Source organism: Nonomuraea sp. NPDC049725 (genome assembly GCF_040674795.1).
In the GTDB taxonomy this organism is placed as follows: domain Bacteria; phylum Actinomycetota; class Actinomycetes; order Streptosporangiales; family Streptosporangiaceae; genus Nonomuraea; species Nonomuraea ceibae.
The window spans coordinates 145,765-163,736 of record NZ_JBFANJ010000004.1; the positions used below are offsets into that span (position 1 = coordinate 145,765).

A 17,972-nucleotide genomic window follows, 5' to 3' on the forward strand; every position below is an offset into this window, starting at 1 on the left:
GAACTCGAATCAACCACGTCCGGAACACGGCAGAATGGCCGCTATGAGGGCAAAGATGGCGGGGAGCGTGATGGCCTTGTGTGTCCTGGCGGGGTGCGGCACGGCGACGACGGCACAGCCGCCGACGCCCACCCTCGGGGTCCTCACCCTCGCCAAGGCCTCGCCCCCGGCGCCCGGCGGTGAGGTGGGCGGAGCCTCGACCGAGTTCGGGGCCGCCACCGACCTGTCGATGTGGACCAAGCTGAGCGACACCGAGAAGGACGTCGACCGGATCGCCGTCCTCGACGTGAACAAGACCGCCAAGGGCGCCCTCTACCTGGAGCCGAAGACGTCCGCCTGGTTCGACGGCTTCCGCGGCCCGTTCGTCTACCAGGAGCTGGCCGGCGACATCGTCATGCACGCCCGGGTCAAGGTCGAGGGCAAGCGGGGCGGCAAGCCCAAGCGCAAGTTCTCGCTCGGCGGCCTGATGGCCCGGGTGCCGGGCTCGTACGAGAACCCGAACTGGATGTCCGTCACCACCGGCACGGGCGACAAGAGCAGCCAGGTCGAGGTGAAGTTCACCAGGGACGGCAGCTCCAAGCCGCAGGAGCTGGCCGTCAAGGGCGCCTGGGTGGAGCTGGTGCTGGCCCGCGTGGGCCGGGTCGCGGTCGCCCTCTACAAGGACGAGGGCGGCGCGTGGAAGGTGGGCAGCCGCTGGCCGTCGGAGCTGCCCGAGGTGCTGCAGTGGGGCGTGACCGCCTACACGGACTGGGACAGCTACAGCACGCTCAAGAAGGACGTGACCAAGGGCAACGCCAAGCAGGTCAGGGGGCTGCCCGATCTGAAGCTGACCGTGGACTACGTCCGCTTCCTGCGGCCGGAGATGCCCGAGTACGCCGACCCGCTCAACACCGCCTCGGTGTCGGACGAGGTCCTGATCAAACTGCTGACGCCTGCCGGTGCCTGAGAGCCTTGGCCATGTAGTTGTCCGGCGTGCGGGCGAAGGACGCCCGGTCGTCGTCGGTGAGCTCGCGCACGATCTTTCCGGGCACGCCGGCGACCAGCACGCCGGACGGGATCTTCTTGCCGGGGCCCACGAGGGCTCCGGCGGCCACCAGCGTGCCCGCGCCGATGCGGGCGCCGCCCAGCACGATGGCCCCGATGCCGATCAGCGCGCCCGACTCCACGTGGGCGCCGTGGACCATCGCCTTGTGCCCCAGGCTGACCCGCGACTCCAGGATCGCGGGCTCGCCCGGATCGGAGTGCAGGCAGCACAGGTCCTGCACGTTGCACTCCTCGCCGATCTCTATCCGCTCGTCGTCACCTCGCAGAACGGAGCCGTACCAGATGCTCGACGCCCTGCCGATCGAGACCCTGCCGACCACGACCGCACCGGGGGCGATGTAGGCCTGAGAATGGATGTCCGGAACAGCGTCGCCGTCCAATGCCGCGATGTACATCTGCCCCATCGTAATTCCCGTCTCTCCTCAGGCGTTCCGGTTGCGGAGGGGGGCAGATGGCAGGAAAGTCGATTCTTAACGTCTCGTCGTCAGACCCTCACAACCCGCAGTTTTCCCCGCCTTACGCAACCCCTTAGGTAGAGCATGACAAACCGGCACGAGAGCATTCCCGATCTGATGCAAGAGGACACGTTCGAAGTCGTGATGCGCGGCTACAACCGCCGTCAGGTCCACGACTACATGATCCGCACCCGTAACCAAATCAGGGATCTCGAAGAGCGGCTGGCGCGCGCGATCGACCAGGCCGAGCAGGGCCGGATCGAGCTCGCTGAGGCCAGGCGGCAGATCGCCGAGGTGCCGCAGAACTTCAATCCCAGCACCCGGCTGGAGCAGATCCTGAAGCTGGGCCAGGAAGAGGCGACGGCGATGCGCGAGGAGGCCGAGGCCGAGGCCAAGGCGCTGCGCGACGCCGCCAGGTCGGAGTCCGAGCGGATGACGAGCACGGCCCGCGAGACGGCAGACAAGATCCTCACCTCGGCGCAGGCCGAGGCCGAGCGGCGCGTTGGCGAGGCCACCGAGGCCGCCGAGCGGATGCTGGCCCAGGCGGGCGCCGACGCCGAGGAGACCCGCGGCACCGCCCGCGCCGAGGCCGAGAGCCGGCTCCGCGAGGCGCACGCCGAGGCCGAGCGCATGGTGACATCGGCGCAGGCCGAGGCCGAGCAGACGGTCGGCGGCGCGCGCGCCGAGGCGGAGCGGCTGATCACCACCGCCCAGGCGGAGGCGGACAAGCTGGTCAAGGCCGCGAACGCGGAGGCCGAGGCGGCGCTCCAGGCCGCGCAGCAGCGGGTCGCCGCGCTGGACGAGCACGCCGGCCGGCGGGTGGAGTATCTGACCAACACCCACACCGAGGTGGTGCGCCGGCTCAACGAGGTCACCAGCGTGCTGGGCGACCTCATGCGCAACGAGGCCGCCGCAGGCGCCCTCATCGCCGACGCCACCCAGCCGGCGGTGGGCCCGGCCCCGCAGGACGACGTGCGGATCGTCGTCGAGCGGGAGGACGTTCGGGAGGACGTTCAGGAGCCGCAGAACGCCGACGACACGGACGTGAACCTCGGCCGGCTCTCCGAGGCCCGCAAGTAGGACAGAAGGATCGAAGTGGAAGCCTCCGCCCCCGATCGGGTCGGAGGCTTCCACGTCAGTGGCCCCGTTTGGTTGCCCGGTGCCGGGGCCGCCGAGACGCTGGACCCGGCACCGGGCGGCTCTAGGGCGTGGACCGGCCAGCACCGGCCCACGCCTCAGGGAGGGGCGCGCCCCTCCTCCTCGCCTGCGCGCCTCTCCTGGTCCCGGAGCTGCTCACGGAGTTGCTCCGGGTCGTCCGCGTCGATGGTCATCGCGCATCCGGCGTCGCGCTGGGCCGCGTCCAGCGGGTGGTGACGGGTGGCCCACCAGCGGCCGGCGTCGCTACGCCAGATGGTCCACTTCGGGTACTCCCGGGCGATCTCTGCTAGATGCCGGTCAAAGGTCATCCGGTTCAACCTTCCAGGGGCCCCTGTACGAGGTTCCATCTCCTTCGAAGGTGCGCCACATCTCTAGAGACGTCAATGATCGGGAAGGACAGGTCAGCGTTGCCTTCTTGACTCAGGCGTCGAAGTCGTACTGGAGTACGTAAGCCGCCGAGTCGAGGACCATCTCGTTGAGCTCGACGGGGAGGCCGCCGGCGGTGTAGGCGGTGCGGTCGATGACGATGACGGGGGTGCCGCCGGGCAGGCCGAGCATGACGCTCTCGCGGGGGCGGGGCATGCGGGCGCGGACCTCCTCGGTGAAGTGGGCGGGGGGCAGGCCGAGGTCGCCCAGCCTGGCGTAGACGCCGCCGGGCCCGGTCTCGGCGGCGGTGATGGCGCTGCCCTCGACGAGCTGCGCCGGGAAGTAGGAGGTGGCGAGCTGCACGGGCCGCGAGTCGACGGAGTAGCGCCGGCGGCGCACCCAGACCTCGCGGCTCTCCAGCACGCCGGCTATCTCGTCGGGGGCCTGTTCGCGGGCCACCTCGACCTCGTCGACGGTGAAGGGGCGGCCGCGGGTGTCGGCCTCCCAGATGGATCGTCCCTGGCCCCACTGCTCGCGCGCCAGACGGCGGGAGCCGTGCCGGCGGATCGGTTTGAACAGTCTCACGTAGACCCCCGAGCCTCGCTTCGGCACCGCCAGCCCTTCGTTGATCAGTACCGCAAGCGCCTGCCTGGCGGTGGCCCGTGCGATTGCGTAGTCGGCCATGAGCGCGTTCTCGCCCGGCAGCCGTTCCCCGTCGCGCAATTCGCCGGACAGGATCCGGGAGCGGAGGCCGTCGGCGATGCGTCGATAGATAGGGGGCTCGTGGGGTACCGGGGATTCAGACACTGTTTGATCACCCTCTGTCACCAAGCGGGTTTGGCGTCTCCAGAGAACTTGCCCCGTCTTGTCCACGATCGCACAGATACGGAGGTTGGTCCCGAGCATTCTTTTGAGCGGTGTGTGCCTGTGTGTCGATTAGTGCCCGTTTTTAGTTGCCTATTTATCGGGAAATCGGGCTGACCGAAATATGAGACGCCCACCAGCGGCGAGTAACCAAAGCCGCCGCCACCGCGCCGAGCGTGTTGATCAGCACGTCGTCCACGGACGAGAACCTGCCGAGCCGCAGCGCGTACTGGAGCACCTCCACGAGCGCCGAGGCTCCGGCCGCGACGGCGGCCACGCGGGCCGCGGAGGCCATCCTGGCGGTGCGCACGGGCAGCAGCGCCCCCAGCGCCGCGAACACCAGCAGATTGCCCCCGACCTGCACGAACACCGTCTCCCACGGCGCGCTCGCGATCCAGGCGAGGTCTCTGAACGGGACGAGACTGACACCTTCCTGACCGGTGGCCGGGGTGAGGATCATCCAGATCCACGGCGCCGTGCCGACCACGATCCCCACGTCGGCGAGCGCGGTGCGCAGCGGCGCGGGGTGGCCTCGGCGGGTGCGGCGCCGGGCGAGGAGCATGATGGCGAGCACGCCGAAAAACAGCGCAAAGGTACCAGCAATAATGACGTTTCCCCACAAAACCCACGTCTGCCTCACCGGACCATGATGTCGGCCGATTCGTGGCTACGAGAAGATGACTCCCAGGACAGGTCTCCGCGATCATGCAGGAGCGGCATGGCGCGGCGCCCGCCGGCGAGAGACGATGCAGAGCGAGGAGGCGAGCTCGGTGCTGAACCACTTCATCGGCGGCCGGCGGGTGGCCCAGGGGCCGGCGTTCGGCGTCCATGACCCGATGACGGGCGCGCGGGCCGGGGAGGCGCGCGAGGCGGACGAGGAGGTCGTCCGGCAGGCCGTCGAGGCCGCCGCCGCGGCCGCGCCCGGCTGGGCGGCGCTGCCCGCGGCCGAGCGCGCCGGGTGGATGCGCAGGCTCGCCGACGGCATCGAGGCCCGCTTCGACGACCTGGTGGCCGCCGAGATCGCCGACACCGGCAAGCCGCTGGAGCAGACCCGCACGCTCGACATCCCGCGCGGCGCCGCCAACTTCCGGGCGTTCGCCGAGATCGCCGCGCAGCGCCCCGACGAGGCGTTCCACCTGCCCGGCGTGCTCAGCTACACGATCCGCAGGCCGCTCGGCGTGGTCGCGGTGGTCGTGCCGTGGAACCTGCCGTTCCTGCTCATGACCTGGAAGCTCGCGCCCGCGCTGATGGCGGGCAACACCGTGGTGGTCAAACCGTCGGAGAACACCCCCGGCTCGGCGTCGCTGTTCGCCGACATCTGCGCCGACGCCGGCCTGCCCGACGGCGTGGTCAACGTGATCTTCGGGTACGGGACCAGCGGCCGGCTCCTGGTCGAGCACCCCGGCATCGACGGCGTGACGTTCACCGGCTCCACCCGCACCGGCACGGCCATCATGCGCTCGGTGTCGGACCGGGTCAGGCCGGTCTCCTTCGAGCTCGGCGGCAAGAACGCGGGCCTGGTGTTCGCCGACGCCGACCTCGACAGGGCGGTCGAGGGCTGCGCCAGGTCGGTGTTCACCAACGGCGGCCAGGTCTGCCTGTGCACCGAGCGGCTCTACGTCGAGCGGCCGGTGTTCGAGGAGTTCTGCGCGCGGCTGGCGGCGCGGGCGCGCGAGGTTGAGCCGCAGCCGATGATCTCGGCCGAGCACCGGGACAAGGTGCTCGGCGCCTACACGCTGGCCCGGGACGAGGGGGCCAAGTTCGTGACCGGCGGCGGCGTGCCGGAGTTCGGCGACGCGCGCGACGGGGGCTACTTCGTGGAGCCGACCGTGGTGACCGGGCTGCCGGAGTCGTCGGCGTTCAACCGCGAGGAGATCTTCGGGCCGGTCTGCCACGTCGCGCCGTTCGACACCGAGGGCGAGGCGGTGGCGCTGGCCAACGACAGCGACTACGGGCTCGCGGCCACCGTGTGGACGGCGAACCTCGACCGGGCGCACCGGGTGGCGCAGCGGATCGAGGCCGGGCTCGTCTGGGTCAACACCTGGTATCTGCGCGACCTGCGCACCCCGTTCGGCGGCGTCAAGCTGTCGGGCATTGGCAGGGAAGGTGGGACACGGTCGCTCGACTTCTATTCCGAGCCCACCACGATTACGATCAAGCTGGAGTACCCCGATGCACGATGAATGGTCGCAGGCAGTCGATGCGCGTGGCCAGGCCGCCGACCGACTGCTGGAGGCGGCCCGGTCGGGCAAGCCGTGCGCGCCCATCCGGGACCTGGTCAGCACCCTGGCCCAGGGCTACGCCGTACAGGAGATCAACACGACCCGGGCGCTGGACGAGGGGCGGCGGCTGGTCGGGCGGAAGATCGGCGTGACGAATCCGCTGATGCAGAAGCAGTTCGGGATCGACACACCCACCTACGGCATGCTTTTTGCGGATATGTCCTACCTTGATGGGCTGCCCGTGCCGGTGAGCAGGTTCCTGCAGCCCCGGGCCGAGGCGGAGATCGCCTTCGTCATGGGCGCCGACCTGGTGGGCGGGCCGTTCACCGTCGCGGAGGTCATCCGGGCGATCGACTTCGTGCTGCCCGCCGTCGAGATCGCCGACTCGCGCGTGGCCGACTGGGACATCACGCCGGCCGACACCGTCGCCGACAACGCCTCCGCGGGCGCGTTCGTGCTGGGCAACACGCCCGTCCCGCTGGCCGGGACCGACCTGCGGCTGGCCGTCATGCGGATGACGCGCGCCGGGCAGGAGGTGTCGGCCGGGTCCGGCGCGGCCTGCATGGGCCACCCGCTCAACGCCGCCGTGTGGCTGGCCGGGGCGCTCGGCCGCACCGCGCACCCGCTGCGCGCCGGTGACGTCGTGCTGACGGGCGCGCTCGGCCCCGTCGTGCCGGTGGAGCCCGGCGACGCCTTCGAGGCGCACATCGACGGGCTGGGCTCGGTGCGGGCGGTGTTCTCCCAGTGAGCCTTGATCGGGGCGAGGCACTGCAGGTGCGTGGCAAGGCGACACCGCTCGGCAGGTTCCCGCACGTGAAGCGGGCAGGCGACTTCCTGTACGTGTCGGGCACGAGCTCGCGGCGGCCCGACAACACCTTCGTCGGCGTGCGCGTCGACAAGCACGGCGCGCCGGAGCTCGACATCCGCGAGCAGACCAGGGCGGTCATCGAGAACATCGGCGACATCCTCAAGGCTGCCGGAGGCTCGCTGGCCGACCTCGTACAGATCACCACGTACCTGGTCAACATGAACGACTTCAAGGGCTACAACGAGGTCTACGCCGAGTTCTTCGACGAGGAGGGCCCGACGCGGACCACGGTCGCGGTGCACCAGCTGCCGCACCCCCACCTGCTGATCGAGATGCAAGCCGTCGCCTACCACCCCCAGGAGCGATCATGATCCCGCCCATCGACTTCACCAAGTGGATCGACGAGCACGCCCATCTGCTCAAGCCCCCGGTCGGGAACAAGGTGGTGTTCGAGGGGGCCGAGGACTTCATCGTGATGGTCGTCGGCGGGCCCAACGCCCGCACCGACTTCCACATCGACCCGTACGAGGAGCTGTTCTACCAGGTCCGCGGCAACATGCACGTGAACGTGATGACCGACGACGGGCCCGACACCGTGCACATCCGGGAGGGGCAGATGTGGCTGCTGCCGCCCGGGATGCCCCACTCGCCGCAGCGGCCCGAGGAGGGCTCGGTCGGGCTGGTGGTGGAACGGGTGCGGCCGGAGGGGGTCCTGGAGCGGTTCCAGTGGTACTGCCCGCAGTGCGCCGCGCTGGTGCACGAGGTCGAGCTGCAGGTGCGCGACATCGTCAAGGACCTGCCGCCGGTCTTCAACGCCTTCTACACCGACGAGAAGGCGCGTACCTGTGACTCCTGCGGCACGCTCCATCCTGGCAAGGGCTGATGATCACCGACATCCACACGCACTACGTGCCCCGAGGCTGGCCGGAGCTGGGCTGGCCGGGGGCGCCCCGGTTGCGGATCGAGTCGGAGCGCGAGGCGACCATCCTCGTCAACGACCGGAACTTCCGGAAGATCCAGGATGACTGCTGGAACGCCGACGTCCGCCTGGCCGCGATGGACCGCGACGGCGTGGACCGGCAGGTCGTCTCGCCGACGCCGGTGTTCTTCGCCTACGACAGGCCCGCCGCCGAGGCCGTACGGGTCGCGAAGATCTTCAACGACCTCGCGCTGGAGATCTGCGACGGCGACCGGCTGATCCCGTTCTGCCAGGTGCCGCTCCAGGACCCCGACCTGGCCTGCGCGGAGCTCGACCGGAGCATCGCGGCCGGGCACCGGGGCGTGGAGATCGGCAACCACGTCGGCGACCGCGACCTCGACGACGCCGGGATCGTGCAGTTCCTCCAGCACTGCGCCGAACGCGGCGTGCCGGTCTTCGTGCACCCGTGGGACATGCCCGGCGGCCCGCGCGTCGAGCGGTGGATGGCGCAGTGGCTGGTGGGGATGCCCGCCGAGACGCACCTGTCGATCCTGGCGCTGATCCTCGGCGGCGTCTTCGACCGGGTGCCGGAGACGCTGCGGATCTGCTTCGCACACGGCGGCGGGTCGTTCGCGTTCTGGCTGGGCCGGTTCGAGAACGCCTGGCACCGGCGCGACGACCTGGTCGGCGTCTCGGAGCGGCCGCCGTCGGCCTACCTCGGCAGGTTCGCGGTCGACACCGTGGTCTTCGACGAGCGGGCGCTGCGGCTGCTCGTCGACACGATCGGCGAGGACCACGTGATGCTCGGCTCCGACTACCCCTACCCGCTCGGCGAGTCGCCCGTCGGCGCGCTGGTCCGCAAGGCGGGCTTCCTGTCCGACGAGGCGCGGGCCAAGCTGCTCGGCGGCAACGCCGGAGCGTTCCTGGGCTGACGAAGGGAGCACCCATGCGCCTGCCCGTGGCCGGGTTGCTGGTGCTGCTGGCCGCCGGCTGCGGCGGGCCGGCCCCGACCGAGGCCCGCGACGACGGCGAGCTCACGGTGGGCGCGATCATCTCCCAGACCGGCGTGTACGCGATGCTCGGCGACGAGATGGAGGCCGCCATGCGCCTCTACCTGGACGAGCACGGCGGCAGGCTGGGCGGCAGGCCGGCCCGGCTGGTCGTGGCCGACGACGCGGGCGCCGCCGACCGGGGCGGGCGCGAGGCCCGGCGGCTGGTGAGCCAGGAGCGCGCTGACGTGATCACCGGCCTGCTGGCCTCGCCGGTCGCCGTGTCGGTCGCCGAAGCGGCGGACGGCACGCCGGTGGTGATCGCCAACGCGGGCGCCGACGAGCTGGGCGGCCCCGGCGTCTTCCGCGTCTCCTACACCAACCGCGAGCACGGCGAGGCGGCCGGCCGCTACGCCGCCGAGCGCTACGGGCGGACCGGCGTGGTGCTCATGGCCTCCGACTACTCGGCGGGCGTGGAGACGCTCGACGGGTTCGAGGAGGGGTACGGCGCGGGCCCGCTCACGCGCATCCTGACGCCGTACGGGAAGGTCGGGGACCTGGAGCCGTACCTGGAGAGGATCCCGCCGGAGGCGGAGCTGCTGTACGCGTTCTACGCGGGCGGGGAGGCGGTCACGTTCGTCAAGGCGTTCAGGCAGCTCGGCTACGACGCCCGGATCGAGCTGCTGGCCTGCCAGCAGCTCGTGGACGAGGACGTGCTGGCGGCGATCGGCCGGGACGCCGAGGGCATCACCAGCGTCGGCAGCTACTCGCCGGCGCTGGACAACCCGGCCAACACCGCGTTCGTCGCCACCTGGCGGGCGCGTACCGGCAAGAACCCGTCGGTGGTGGCGTTGCAGAGCTGGGACGCGATGCGGCTCATCGACCGGGCGGCGGCGCGCGGCGGCGACCTGGGGGAGGCGCTGGCCGGGGTGGAGGAGCTGGAGAGCCCGCGCGGCAAGCTCAGGCTCGACGACACCTCGCACAACCCGGTCCAGAACTGGTATGCCAGACAGTACGAAAATGGCATCAATCGGGTGATTGCCACAATCCCCCCGAAGGAGTGACGCGTTGCAGGACCGTGACCGCTGCCTCGCCCTGGACGCCGACGACCCGCTGCGCGACTTCAGGGACGAGTTCGCGCTGCCCGAAGGCGTCATCTACCTCGTGGGCAACTCGCTGGGCGCGCTGCCGCGCCGCACTCCGGAACGGGTGAACCAGGCCGTGACCGACGAATGGGGCGTCCAGCTCGTCGGCGGCTGGAACAGCGCGGGCTGGTACGACCAGCCGCTGCGCGTGGGCGACCGCATCGCGCCGCTCATCGGCGCCGGGCCCGGCCAGGTCGTGGCCGGCAACACCACGTCCATCGCGGTCCACCAGGCCGTCTCGGCGGCCCTGCGGCTGCGCCCGGACCGCCGCGTGATCGTCTCCGACGTCAACAACTTCCCCACCGACCACTACATGATCGAAGGGCTGGCCGGCGGCTACGAGATCCGCGACTTCGCCGAGGGCCGCTTCGACGACGCCGCCGTGGTGCTGCTGTCGGAGGTCGACTACCGCACGGCGGAACGGCACGACGTCGCCGAGGTGACTGCCCGGGTGCAGGCGGCGGGCGCGCTCATGGTGTGGGACGTGTGCCACAGCGTCGGCGCCCTGCGCGTGGACGTCTCGGCCGCCGACTTCGCCGTCGGCTGCACGTACAAGTACCTGAACGGCGGCCCCGGCGCCCCCGCCTTCCTGTACGTGAACCCGCGCCACCACGCGACGGCCGTGAACACGCTGTCCGGATGGCACGGCCACGCCGACCCGTTCGCGTTCGAGAGCGGATACCGCCCGGCCGAGGGCATCAGGCGGTTCGCGATCAGCACGCCGCACGTGCTGTCGTTCGCGGCGCTGGAGGCCGCCCTCGACATCTGGGACCGGGTGCCGCTCGACCAGCTGCGGGCCAAGAGCGTGGCGCTCGGCGAGCTGTTCGTCGAGCTCGTCGGCGACGCGCTGGAGCTCGCCTCGCCCGCCGACCCGGAACGGCGCGGCAGCCACGTCAGCTTCCGCCACCCCGACGGCTACCCGGTCATGCGGGCGCTCATCGACCGGGGCGTGCAGGGCGACTTCCGCGCCCCCGACATCCTGCGCTTCGGCCTCGCGCCGCTCTACACGCGCTACACCGACGTGTACGACGCGGCCACCACGCTGCTGGAGGTGCTGGAGAAGGAGCTCTGGCGCGACGACCGATACGCGCGGCGGCTCGCGGTCACCTGACCAGGTAACATCGGCTTGCCCACAAGGCACTTCACCGATGTTCGCCCGCGTCACCGTGCGGCCTGCGCACGAGCGGGTCGACCGGAGCGCGCCTCCAGCTCCGGGAGACCCCCGCCATGCTGCTGACCTTCGTGGTCACCACGCTTGTCATGATCATGATCCCCGGGCCCGACGCGGCCCTGATCATGCGCAGTTCGCTCGCCCACGGCCGGATGGCCGGGCTGCTCACCATGCTCGGCGGCCTGCTCGGCCTGTCCGTACACGCCGCCGCCGCCGCGATCGGCCTGTCGGCGCTGCTCGTGGCCTCGCCTACGGCCTTCACCGTGGTGCGCGGGCTGGGCATCTGCTACCTGCTCTGGCTCGGCGTCCACGCACTGCTGTCGAGCCGCGGCAAGACCGCCGAGACCGCCGAGGCGGCCGAGTCGGCGCCCGGCGGCTCGCCGCTCGTCCACGTGCGCAGGGGCCTGCTGTCCAACCTGCTCAACCCCAAGGTGCTGCTGCTGTTCGTGACGTGGCTGCCGCAGTTTCTCCCGTCGCACGGCGACACGCTGAGCAGCGCGCTGCTGCTGTCGGGCATCATCGCCGTGCTCTACGCGCTCTGGTTCAGCCTCTACAACCTGATCGTCGACCGGGTCGGCGCGCTGCTGCGCACGCCCCGGGTGCGCGCCCGGGTCGAGCGGGTCACCGGCGTGCTGCTGGTCGGCTTCGCGCTACGGCTGGCCGTCCAGTAGCTTGACCGCCCGCTTGGGGGCGATGGCCCGGTAGCTCTCCTCGACCCAGTCGAGCAGCACCTCGGTCTCCGGCAGCTCGGCCAGGAACGGCACCGTCACCCAGCCGGCCTTGCCCAGCCCGTAGCCGCTCGGCGCCGCCCCCGGCACGGTCAGCGCGTGCCCGTGCGTCTCCGACAGCAGCTTGACGCCGAAGGTCGGGTCCCACTTCTCGGTCTGCTCGTCGATGCCGAGGAACAGGAACACCTTCTTGTTCACCTTGATCACGGTCTCGCCCCACGGGTGGTCCTCGTGGGTCTCGGGGAGGCCGAGCGCGAACGCGCGCAGCTCCTCGCGGACGTCGTGCCAGTCGGTCATGTCCGGAACTCCTCAAGCTTGCGGTCGATCGCGGCCCTGATCCGGTCTCGGGCCACCATACGAGGCACCCCCGACATAAGCAGCTCGTCGTAGTCGGTGTCGCGATGACGGATGGACGCGATCACGGCCAGCGTGATCGCGTTCTCGTCCAGGACCTTGGCCGCCGCCGTGCGGCCCACCCGGCCGCTGCCGCGCAGCCCCGCGTGCTCGGCGATCTCCCGCGCCCTGTCCGGCGGGCAGCCGGGGAACAACCGGGCGATCTCCGCCGCCATCCGCGCCTGGAACTCCACGTCCTGCTCGGCGCGGCGCACCGCGTCACGCTCGCGGCGGCGCAGCCGCACCTCCTCGTCGGCCAGGCAGCGCTCCTCGGCCCGCGCCAGCGCCTCCTCCTCCACCAGCAGCCCGGCCCGCTGGTAGACCTTGCGCCGCCGGTTGTAGCGGACGACCACCGCCGACAGCCGGCTCTCCTGCTTGGCCCGGCGGCTCAGCGCCGCGTCACCCGACGGCAGGAACGTCAGATGATCCAGATCCGCGCACGTCAGGCAGTGCGGCCGGTCGTCCTCCATGATCAGATAAGGCCCGGTGTCGCGGCACGACGCGCACGTCCACGCCTCCAGCGGCGCGACCACCACCAGATCCGGCGCCTTGCTCTGCCGCTCGGTGAGCTGCCGCACCCGCGCCTCGCTCAGGTCCGGCGACAGCCAGTGCACCCGGAACGCCTCCTGCCCGCCCCCGCCCGTGAACCGCAACGGCCGCCGGTCACGACTGCCCGACACGTACGGCGTCTCCACCGGGCGCAGCCCCCTGGCCCGCGCCCAGTCGCCGAGCAGCGCGGCCGTGGCCACCAGGCGGTCCTCGTCGACGGCGGCCAGCTCCGCCAGCGTGGCCGCCCGGCCCTGCCGCCAGGTGTCGACATGACGCGAATGCAGCCAGCGCAGACCCGTCACCACGTCCAGGAACGTCACGTACTTGTTGCGGGTCAGCGCGAGCTCGGCGGCTTCGGCGACCCTGCGGGCCAGGTTCGGCTTGCTCACGCCCCTTAGTGTGCCGCGCCTTTGTCAGCAGGTGGGCATGCCTTGTGGTGATCCCGGCAAGGAAGCGGGCGGATCTCGCACCGGGAGGAATCGTGCGCCTGCTCTGGCCCGCCGTACTCGTGCTCGCCACCTCCTGTGGCGTCGCCGACAGCGGCACGCTGCCCGTCGTCGCCGGCCCCTTCGGCGCCCCGCCCGACGTCACCATCCCGCCCGGCAAACCCGGACGTACGCCTCGGGTGGTTCTGATCTCCCACGGCGCCGGACGGCGCACGATGCCCGGGGACGTGGTGCTCGCCGACGTCGAGATCCGCCGCTGGTCGGGCAACGAGCCGCACCTGAGCACGTACGAGGTCAACCAGCCCGTCACCGTCGTCTTCGACGGGCGCGCGGTGCCCCGCACCTGGCAGGAGGCCCTCATCGGGCGGGCGGCGGGCAGCCGGGTGCTGCTTGTCGGCCCCGCCGTCCAGACGCTCGGACCCGACATGCGCCTCGACGGCGTCCCGCCCGCCGAAACACTCGTCGTGGTCTTCGACATCATCGGCGGCTACCCGCCGGACGCCCGCCTGGTGGGCCGGCCGCTGCCCACCGTCCCCGCCGACCTCACGCCGGCGGCCCCGGCCCGCACGCTCATCGGCGGGTCCGGGGCCGAGGTCATGCCCGGGGACAAGATCGTCATCCAATACGTGGCGGCCTCCTGGCCCACACGCGAAGTCGTGGACTCCTCCTACAAGCGCGGCGGCCCGAGCGCCTACCGGCTGACCCCCGACACGGTGCCGCCCGGCTGGGTCGACGGCCTGCGCGGCCAGCGGGTCGGCGGCCGGGTCGCCATCGGCTCGCCCACCAGCTCACGGGGCGAGCCGACGCTCTACGTCATCGACATCCTCGACGCGCTCTAGGAGCCGCAGTGCTCGAACGGGCTGTCGTACGTGGACGAGCCCGCCTTGCCGCCCCACCGGACGCACTTGCCCGGCGCGTACGCGTACACCGGACCCGCATAGTAGGAGTAGCTGCCCGAATCGGTCTTCCGGGTGCTGCCCTGCACCTCCAGATACGCGGTGGTGGCCGTGGGCGTGCCCAGCGAGGTGTGCTTCATCGTGACGACGCAGTTGTTGCCGTTGCCGTTGTTGTACAGCAGGTAGACCGTGCCCGACGTGCCCAGCCCGGCCGAGTCGATCACGTCGTAGCCCGATCCGCACGCCTCCTGCGGCGTGTACGGGTTGCTGGAGCCGCCGCAGTTGCGCGAGGTCAGCGTCTGGACCGGATAGCCGAACGTGACGCCGTTGAAGACCGCCTTGCGGATGTTGTCCGGGTAGCCGGTGCCCTGCCGCACCTCGTAGTGCAGGTGCGGGCTGATGTTGTTGCCCGGCTTGCTGGTGTTGCCGACCGTGCCGATCTTCTGGCCCTGCGAGACCGACTGGCCCGCGCTGACCGACCGCGTGTTGAGGTGCGCGTAGTAGGTGGACCAGCCGCTGCCGTGGTCGATCCTGACCAGGTTGCCATAGCCGTTCGCCGAGCCCTGGTGCGCCGAGATGCCCACCGTGCCCGACGCCGCCGCCACCACCGTGTCGCCGAGGTCGGCGCCGGCCGTGCTGCCCCGGTTGAAGTCGATCTCCCACGACTGGTGCGCGCTGCTCGCGCTGGAGTTGCCGTTCCAGGACTGCCCGCAGGGGAACGGCAGCTGGAAGTTGGTGGCCAGAATCCCGACGCTGTCGGACGACGGCTCCGGGTCGAGCGACGGGTCGGCCGAGGCCGTGGACGCCGTTCCGATGCTGAGTAAGAGTGCGACACCCGCGACCATTGCTCCGCTGAACCTCATCGGGTGATCCTTTCCGGGAGGGGCTCTGAACCCAGGGTCGAGATTCACCGCACAAAGAACATCCAGAACCGATACAAAAAGCTGTCAGGCCTCCAAAGAGGAGCTGATGCGGTCATGACGGTCACTTTTCACGTGCTCGGGCCGCTGGAAGTCCGGTCAGCGGGACGTCCCGTCCGGATCTCCGGCAGGAAGCCACGGCTGCTGCTCGCCACCCTGCTGCTGGACGCCGGCCGGGTCGTCGGCGGCGACCAGCTCGCCGAGGTCCTCTGGCCGCAGCGCCCGCCCCGCTCCGCCCAGGCCAACCTGCGCACCTACGTCAGCTCCCTGCGCGCCGACCTGTCCCGCGCCGCCCGCGCCGGCGACGCCCTGCGCGGCGCCGGATCCGGCTACGCCATCGACGTCCCCGCCGGCGCGCTCGACCTGCTCGTCTTCCAGGACCACGTCGAACACGGCCGCTACGCCGACGCCCTCGCCCTCTGGCGCGGCGCCCCCCTCGCCGACCTGCCCGGCAGCCCCCTGTGGGAACGCCGCCTCGACCCCCTCCACGAAGCACGGCTCCGCGCCGCCGAACAACTCATCGCCCAGCGCCTCGACCGGGCCGACCACGCCGGAGCCGTCCGCGAACTGCGCGCCCTCCTCGCCGAACACCCCTACCGCGAGGACCTGTGGGGCCGCCTCATCCTCGCCCTCCACGCCGGCGGACGCAAAGCCGAGGCGTTACGCGCCTACGCCGGCATCCGCGCCCGCCTCGTCGACGAACTCGGCGTCGAACCCGGCATCGAGCTCCGCCGCGCCTACGAGACCGCCCTCGCCGACGACTCCCTCCCCACCACCCCGCACCAGCTCCCCCCGGACATCCCCGACTTCACCGGCCGCGAGCCCGAACTCGCCGCACTCACCCGCCCGCGCCCCGCCGCCGTCGCCGTGATCACCGGCCCGCCCGGCGCCGGGAAGAGCGCCCTCGCCGTACGCGCCGCGCACCTCCTCCGGCCCCGCTTCCCCCACGGACAGCTCCACCTCGACCTCGGCGGCAGACACCCCGCCGACCTGCTCGCCGAAGCCCTCCGCGCCCTCGGCGCCGAACGCCCCCCGCCCACCCTCCACGAACGCTCCGCCCTCCTCCGCTCCCTGCTCGCCGAACGCCCCATGCTCATCCTGCTCGACGACGCCCTCGACGCCGCCCAGGTACGCCCCCTGCTCCCCGGCAACGACAGCGCCGTCATCATCACCAGCAGACGCCGCATCACCGAACTGCCGGGCGCCCGCCACGTCACCCTCGCCGAACTGCCCGAGGACGACGCCCTGCGCCTCCTCGCCCGGATCGCCGGCCCCGACCGGGTCGCCCGCGAACGCGCCGACGCGCTCGCCATCGTCACCGCCTGCGGCCGGCTGCCCCTCGCCCTCCGCAGCGCCGGCGCCCGCCTCGCCGGACGCCCCGGCTGGTCCCTGTCCGTCCTGCGGCAACGCCTCCAGGACGACCGCCTCGGCGAGCTCGAAGAAGTACGCGCCCGCCTCGACCGCAGCTACAGCCACCTGCCCGCCGAGGCCGCCCGCACCCTCGCCACCCTCGGCCTGCTCGGCGCCGCGCCCCAGCCCGGCTGGGTCGTCGCCGCCGCCCTCGACCGGCACCGCGCCGACGACGTCACCGACCTGCTCGTGGACGTCAACCTCCTCGAACTCGTCGGCACCGACCCCGTCGGCCAGCCCCGCTACCGCCTGCCCGATCTCATCCGCCAGCACTCCACCTCACGCACCCCCCACCGCGACGGGCTCGCCCGCGTCCTCGCCGCCTGGACCGCCACCACCGAACACGCCCGAGCCCGCCTGCCCACCACCGTCTTCGGCCTCACCGCCGCCGACGCCCCCCGCTGGCGGCTCCCCGAACCCCTCCTCGACCGGCTCACCGCCGACCCGCTCTCCTGGTTCGAAGCCGAACACGACACACTCGCCGCCGCCGTCACCGTCGCCGCCCGCACCGGCCTCGCCGCCTCCGCCTGGGGCCTGGCCGCCGCCATGGTCCCCTACCTCGACCTGCGCTGCCACCTCGACACCTGGCAGCGCACCCACACCGCCGCCCTGGCCGCCGCCCGCGCCGCCGGCGACACGTACGGCGAAGCCGCCATGCTCCGCGGCCTCGCCCAGGTCGCCCTCTACCGCGACCGGTACGAGGAGGCCGCCGACGGCTTCACCCGCTCCCGCCGTCTCTTCCACGACCTCGGCGACCTTCGCGCCGAAGCCACCTCCGTCTGCGGGCTCGGCGCCGTCCACCAGTTCCGCGGCCGCCACGCCCGCTCCCTCGGCCACTTCCGCCGCGCCCTCGCCATGTTCCTCGCCGCCGGCGACCAGCACGGCGAGGCGTTCGCCCGCCAGGCCATCGGCCGCGCCTGCCTGCGCGCCGGTGACCTCGCCCAGGCGTCCGAATCCCTCACCCAGGCCATGCGCCTCGCCCAGGAGCTCGGCGACTCCCACCGCGAAGGCTGCGTCTGCCTCCAGATGGGCCACCTCCACCAGGCCATGTCCTTCCACCGCCACGCCCTGGAGATCTTCGAGTCCCTCGGCGACCGGCACTGCGGCGCCTACGCCCTGCAAAGCCTCGCCGGCCTCCAGGTCGCCCGCGGCGACCTCGCCCCCGCCTCCGCCGGCCTCGAACGCTCCCTCCTCGTCTTCCGCGAACTCGGCGACCGCAGCGGCGAAGCCTCCACCACCCAACTGCTCGCCGACCTCCACCTCTCCGCCGGCCGCACCGGCCTCGCCCTCGACTACCAGGCCCACGCCACCGCCCTCCGCCGCACCCTCCCCGCCTAACCCGTACGACCCACCGCCCAACGCCCCAGCCCCGACGCGGCCACCCCGCCGACGCGGCCACCCCCGCCGAAGTGGCGCACGTTCCCGAAAGGGCCACCACCCGCCCACGCACACCCTCGGCCCCACCCGGCCCCCACGGGAGCGCGCGACC

The 17,972-nt window shown here is 71.8% G+C and carries 19 protein-coding genes; 12 read left to right on the forward strand and 7 right to left on the reverse strand.

Annotated elements, in window-relative coordinates:
• The first annotated feature begins 70 nt into the window (after positions 1–70).
• A complete protein-coding gene (locus AB0J53_RS11850) occupies positions 71–946 on the forward strand; it encodes a hypothetical protein (RefSeq protein WP_364171238.1) in 876 nt (291 codons plus the stop codon).
• On the opposite strand, the gene AB0J53_RS11855 is transcribed toward AB0J53_RS11850, so the two are convergent.
• Positions 918–1,439, reverse strand: coding sequence for a gamma carbonic anhydrase family protein (locus AB0J53_RS11855; RefSeq protein ID WP_219501455.1), 522 nt, complete (start codon positions 1,437–1,439; stop codon positions 918–920). The two genes, AB0J53_RS11850 and AB0J53_RS11855, sit on opposite strands and share 29 nt — an antisense overlap.
• A gap of 177 nt (positions 1,440–1,616) precedes the next feature.
• Here AB0J53_RS11855 and AB0J53_RS11860 point away from each other — a divergent pair, with 177 nt between their 5' ends.
• Positions 1,617–2,579 carry a hypothetical protein gene (locus AB0J53_RS11860; protein WP_364171240.1) on the forward strand — a complete coding sequence of 321 codons (963 nt, stop codon included), beginning with the start codon at positions 1,617–1,619 and terminating at the stop codon, positions 2,577–2,579.
• A 155-nt stretch (positions 2,580–2,734) separates the two neighbouring features.
• On the opposite strand, the gene AB0J53_RS11865 is transcribed toward AB0J53_RS11860, so the two are convergent.
• The 3 genes from AB0J53_RS11865 to AB0J53_RS11875 all read right to left on the reverse strand — a co-directional run bounded on the left by AB0J53_RS11865 (position 2,735) and on the right by AB0J53_RS11875 (position 4,449).
• On the reverse strand, positions 2,735–2,965 hold the full coding sequence (locus AB0J53_RS11865) for a hypothetical protein (protein WP_219501459.1): 231 nt from the start codon (positions 2,963–2,965) through the stop codon (positions 2,735–2,737).
• Between the two features lie 112 nt (positions 2,966–3,077).
• A complete protein-coding gene (locus tag AB0J53_RS11870) occupies positions 3,078–3,830 on the reverse strand; it encodes a GntR family transcriptional regulator (RefSeq protein WP_308125632.1) in 753 nt (250 codons plus the stop codon).
• A 154-nt stretch (positions 3,831–3,984) separates the two neighbouring features.
• Positions 3,985–4,449: a VanZ family protein gene (locus AB0J53_RS11875; protein ID WP_364171243.1), complete on the reverse strand. Its 465-nt coding sequence runs from the start codon at positions 4,447–4,449 to the stop codon at positions 3,985–3,987.
• A 184-nt stretch (positions 4,450–4,633) separates the two neighbouring features.
• Between AB0J53_RS11875 and AB0J53_RS11880 the strand changes: the two genes are divergently transcribed.
• The 8 genes from AB0J53_RS11880 (at position 4,634) to AB0J53_RS11915 (ending at position 11,812) form a co-directional block, all read left to right on the forward strand.
• Positions 4,634–6,070 carry an aldehyde dehydrogenase family protein gene (locus tag AB0J53_RS11880; protein WP_364171245.1) on the forward strand — a complete coding sequence of 479 codons (1,437 nt, stop codon included), beginning with the start codon at positions 4,634–4,636 and terminating at the stop codon, positions 6,068–6,070.
• Positions 6,060–6,857: a fumarylacetoacetate hydrolase family protein gene (locus AB0J53_RS11885; protein ID WP_364171247.1), complete on the forward strand. Its 798-nt coding sequence runs from the start codon at positions 6,060–6,062 to the stop codon at positions 6,855–6,857. The genes AB0J53_RS11880 and AB0J53_RS11885 overlap by 11 nt, the downstream gene beginning before the upstream one ends.
• 26 nt (positions 6,858–6,883) lie before the next feature.
• Positions 6,884–7,288 carry a RidA family protein gene (locus AB0J53_RS11890; protein WP_308125642.1) on the forward strand — a complete coding sequence of 135 codons (405 nt, stop codon included), beginning with the start codon at positions 6,884–6,886 and terminating at the stop codon, positions 7,286–7,288.
• On the forward strand, positions 7,285–7,800 hold the full coding sequence (locus AB0J53_RS11895) for a 3-hydroxyanthranilate 3,4-dioxygenase (RefSeq protein ID WP_219501471.1): 516 nt from the start codon (positions 7,285–7,287) through the stop codon (positions 7,798–7,800). The genes AB0J53_RS11890 and AB0J53_RS11895 overlap by 4 nt, the downstream gene beginning before the upstream one ends.
• Positions 7,800–8,768 (forward strand): amidohydrolase family protein, encoded by a 969-nt coding sequence (locus tag AB0J53_RS11900; protein ID WP_364171250.1) that lies wholly within the window; start codon positions 7,800–7,802, stop codon positions 8,766–8,768. Before AB0J53_RS11895 ends, AB0J53_RS11900 begins: the two co-directional genes overlap by 1 nt.
• 14 nt (positions 8,769–8,782) lie before the next feature.
• On the forward strand, positions 8,783–9,889 hold the full coding sequence (locus AB0J53_RS11905) for an ABC transporter substrate-binding protein (RefSeq protein ID WP_364171252.1): 1,107 nt from the start codon (positions 8,783–8,785) through the stop codon (positions 9,887–9,889).
• A 4-nt stretch (positions 9,890–9,893) separates the two neighbouring features.
• The gene (locus AB0J53_RS11910; RefSeq protein WP_364171254.1) at positions 9,894–11,081 is read left to right on the forward strand and encodes an aminotransferase class V-fold PLP-dependent enzyme; all 1,188 of its coding nucleotides are present in this window, start codon (positions 9,894–9,896) and stop codon (positions 11,079–11,081) included.
• Positions 11,082–11,197: 116 nt separating this feature from the next.
• Positions 11,198–11,812 carry a LysE family translocator gene (locus AB0J53_RS11915; protein WP_364171256.1) on the forward strand — a complete coding sequence of 205 codons (615 nt, stop codon included), beginning with the start codon at positions 11,198–11,200 and terminating at the stop codon, positions 11,810–11,812.
• On the opposite strand, the gene AB0J53_RS11920 is transcribed toward AB0J53_RS11915, so the two are convergent.
• Positions 11,792–12,166, reverse strand: coding sequence for an MmcQ/YjbR family DNA-binding protein (locus AB0J53_RS11920; RefSeq protein ID WP_364171258.1), 375 nt, complete (start codon positions 12,164–12,166; stop codon positions 11,792–11,794). The two genes, AB0J53_RS11915 and AB0J53_RS11920, sit on opposite strands and share 21 nt — an antisense overlap.
• Positions 12,163–13,200, reverse strand: a complete 1,038-nt coding sequence (locus AB0J53_RS11925) for a DUF2293 domain-containing protein (protein WP_219501484.1) — start codon at positions 13,198–13,200, stop codon at positions 12,163–12,165. Before AB0J53_RS11925 ends, AB0J53_RS11920 begins: the two co-directional genes overlap by 4 nt.
• Positions 13,201–13,292: 92 nt before the next feature.
• On the opposite strand from AB0J53_RS11925, the gene AB0J53_RS11930 reads away from it, so the two are divergent.
• A complete protein-coding gene (locus tag AB0J53_RS11930; protein WP_364171260.1) occupies positions 13,293–14,096 on the forward strand; it encodes an FKBP-type peptidyl-prolyl cis-trans isomerase in 804 nt (267 codons plus the stop codon).
• Here AB0J53_RS11930 and AB0J53_RS11935 read toward each other — a convergent pair.
• The gene (locus AB0J53_RS11935; RefSeq protein WP_364171262.1) at positions 14,093–15,016 is read right to left on the reverse strand and encodes a M23 family metallopeptidase; all 924 of its coding nucleotides are present in this window, start codon (positions 15,014–15,016) and stop codon (positions 14,093–14,095) included. The genes AB0J53_RS11930 and AB0J53_RS11935 overlap by 4 nt on opposite strands.
• Positions 15,017–15,130: 114 nt before the next feature.
• On the opposite strand from AB0J53_RS11935, the gene AB0J53_RS11940 reads away from it, so the two are divergent.
• A complete protein-coding gene (locus tag AB0J53_RS11940; RefSeq protein ID WP_364171264.1) occupies positions 15,131–17,821 on the forward strand; it encodes a BTAD domain-containing putative transcriptional regulator in 2,691 nt (896 codons plus the stop codon).
• Positions 17,822–17,972 lie beyond the last annotated feature (151 nt).

Coding starts and splice junctions, on each gene's coding strand:
- AB0J53_RS11935 (WP_364171262.1), bottom strand. CDS start 15,016: ATGAGGTTCAGCGGAGCAATGGTCGCGGGTGTCGCACTCTTACTCAGC.
- AB0J53_RS11860 (WP_364171240.1), top strand. CDS start 1,617: ATGCAAGAGGACACGTTCGAAGTCGTGATGCGCGGCTACAACCGCCGT.
- AB0J53_RS11940 (WP_364171264.1), top strand. CDS start 15,131: ATGACGGTCACTTTTCACGTGCTCGGGCCGCTGGAAGTCCGGTCAGCG.
- AB0J53_RS11905 (WP_364171252.1), top strand. CDS start 8,783: ATGCGCCTGCCCGTGGCCGGGTTGCTGGTGCTGCTGGCCGCCGGCTGC.
- AB0J53_RS11880 (WP_364171245.1), top strand. CDS start 4,634: ATGCAGAGCGAGGAGGCGAGCTCGGTGCTGAACCACTTCATCGGCGGC.
- AB0J53_RS11895 (WP_219501471.1), top strand. CDS start 7,285: ATGATCCCGCCCATCGACTTCACCAAGTGGATCGACGAGCACGCCCAT.
- AB0J53_RS11850 (WP_364171238.1), top strand. CDS start 71: ATGGCCTTGTGTGTCCTGGCGGGGTGCGGCACGGCGACGACGGCACAG.
- AB0J53_RS11865 (WP_219501459.1), bottom strand. CDS start 2,965: ATGACCTTTGACCGGCATCTAGCAGAGATCGCCCGGGAGTACCCGAAG.
- AB0J53_RS11915 (WP_364171256.1), top strand. CDS start 11,198: ATGCTGCTGACCTTCGTGGTCACCACGCTTGTCATGATCATGATCCCC.
- AB0J53_RS11900 (WP_364171250.1), top strand. CDS start 7,800: ATGATCACCGACATCCACACGCACTACGTGCCCCGAGGCTGGCCGGAG.
- AB0J53_RS11855 (WP_219501455.1), bottom strand. CDS start 1,439: ATGTACATCGCGGCATTGGACGGCGACGCTGTTCCGGACATCCATTCT.
- AB0J53_RS11885 (WP_364171247.1), top strand. CDS start 6,060: ATGCACGATGAATGGTCGCAGGCAGTCGATGCGCGTGGCCAGGCCGCC.
- AB0J53_RS11920 (WP_364171258.1), bottom strand. CDS start 12,166: ATGACCGACTGGCACGACGTCCGCGAGGAGCTGCGCGCGTTCGCGCTC.
- AB0J53_RS11875 (WP_364171243.1), bottom strand. CDS start 4,449: ATGCTCCTCGCCCGGCGCCGCACCCGCCGAGGCCACCCCGCGCCGCTG.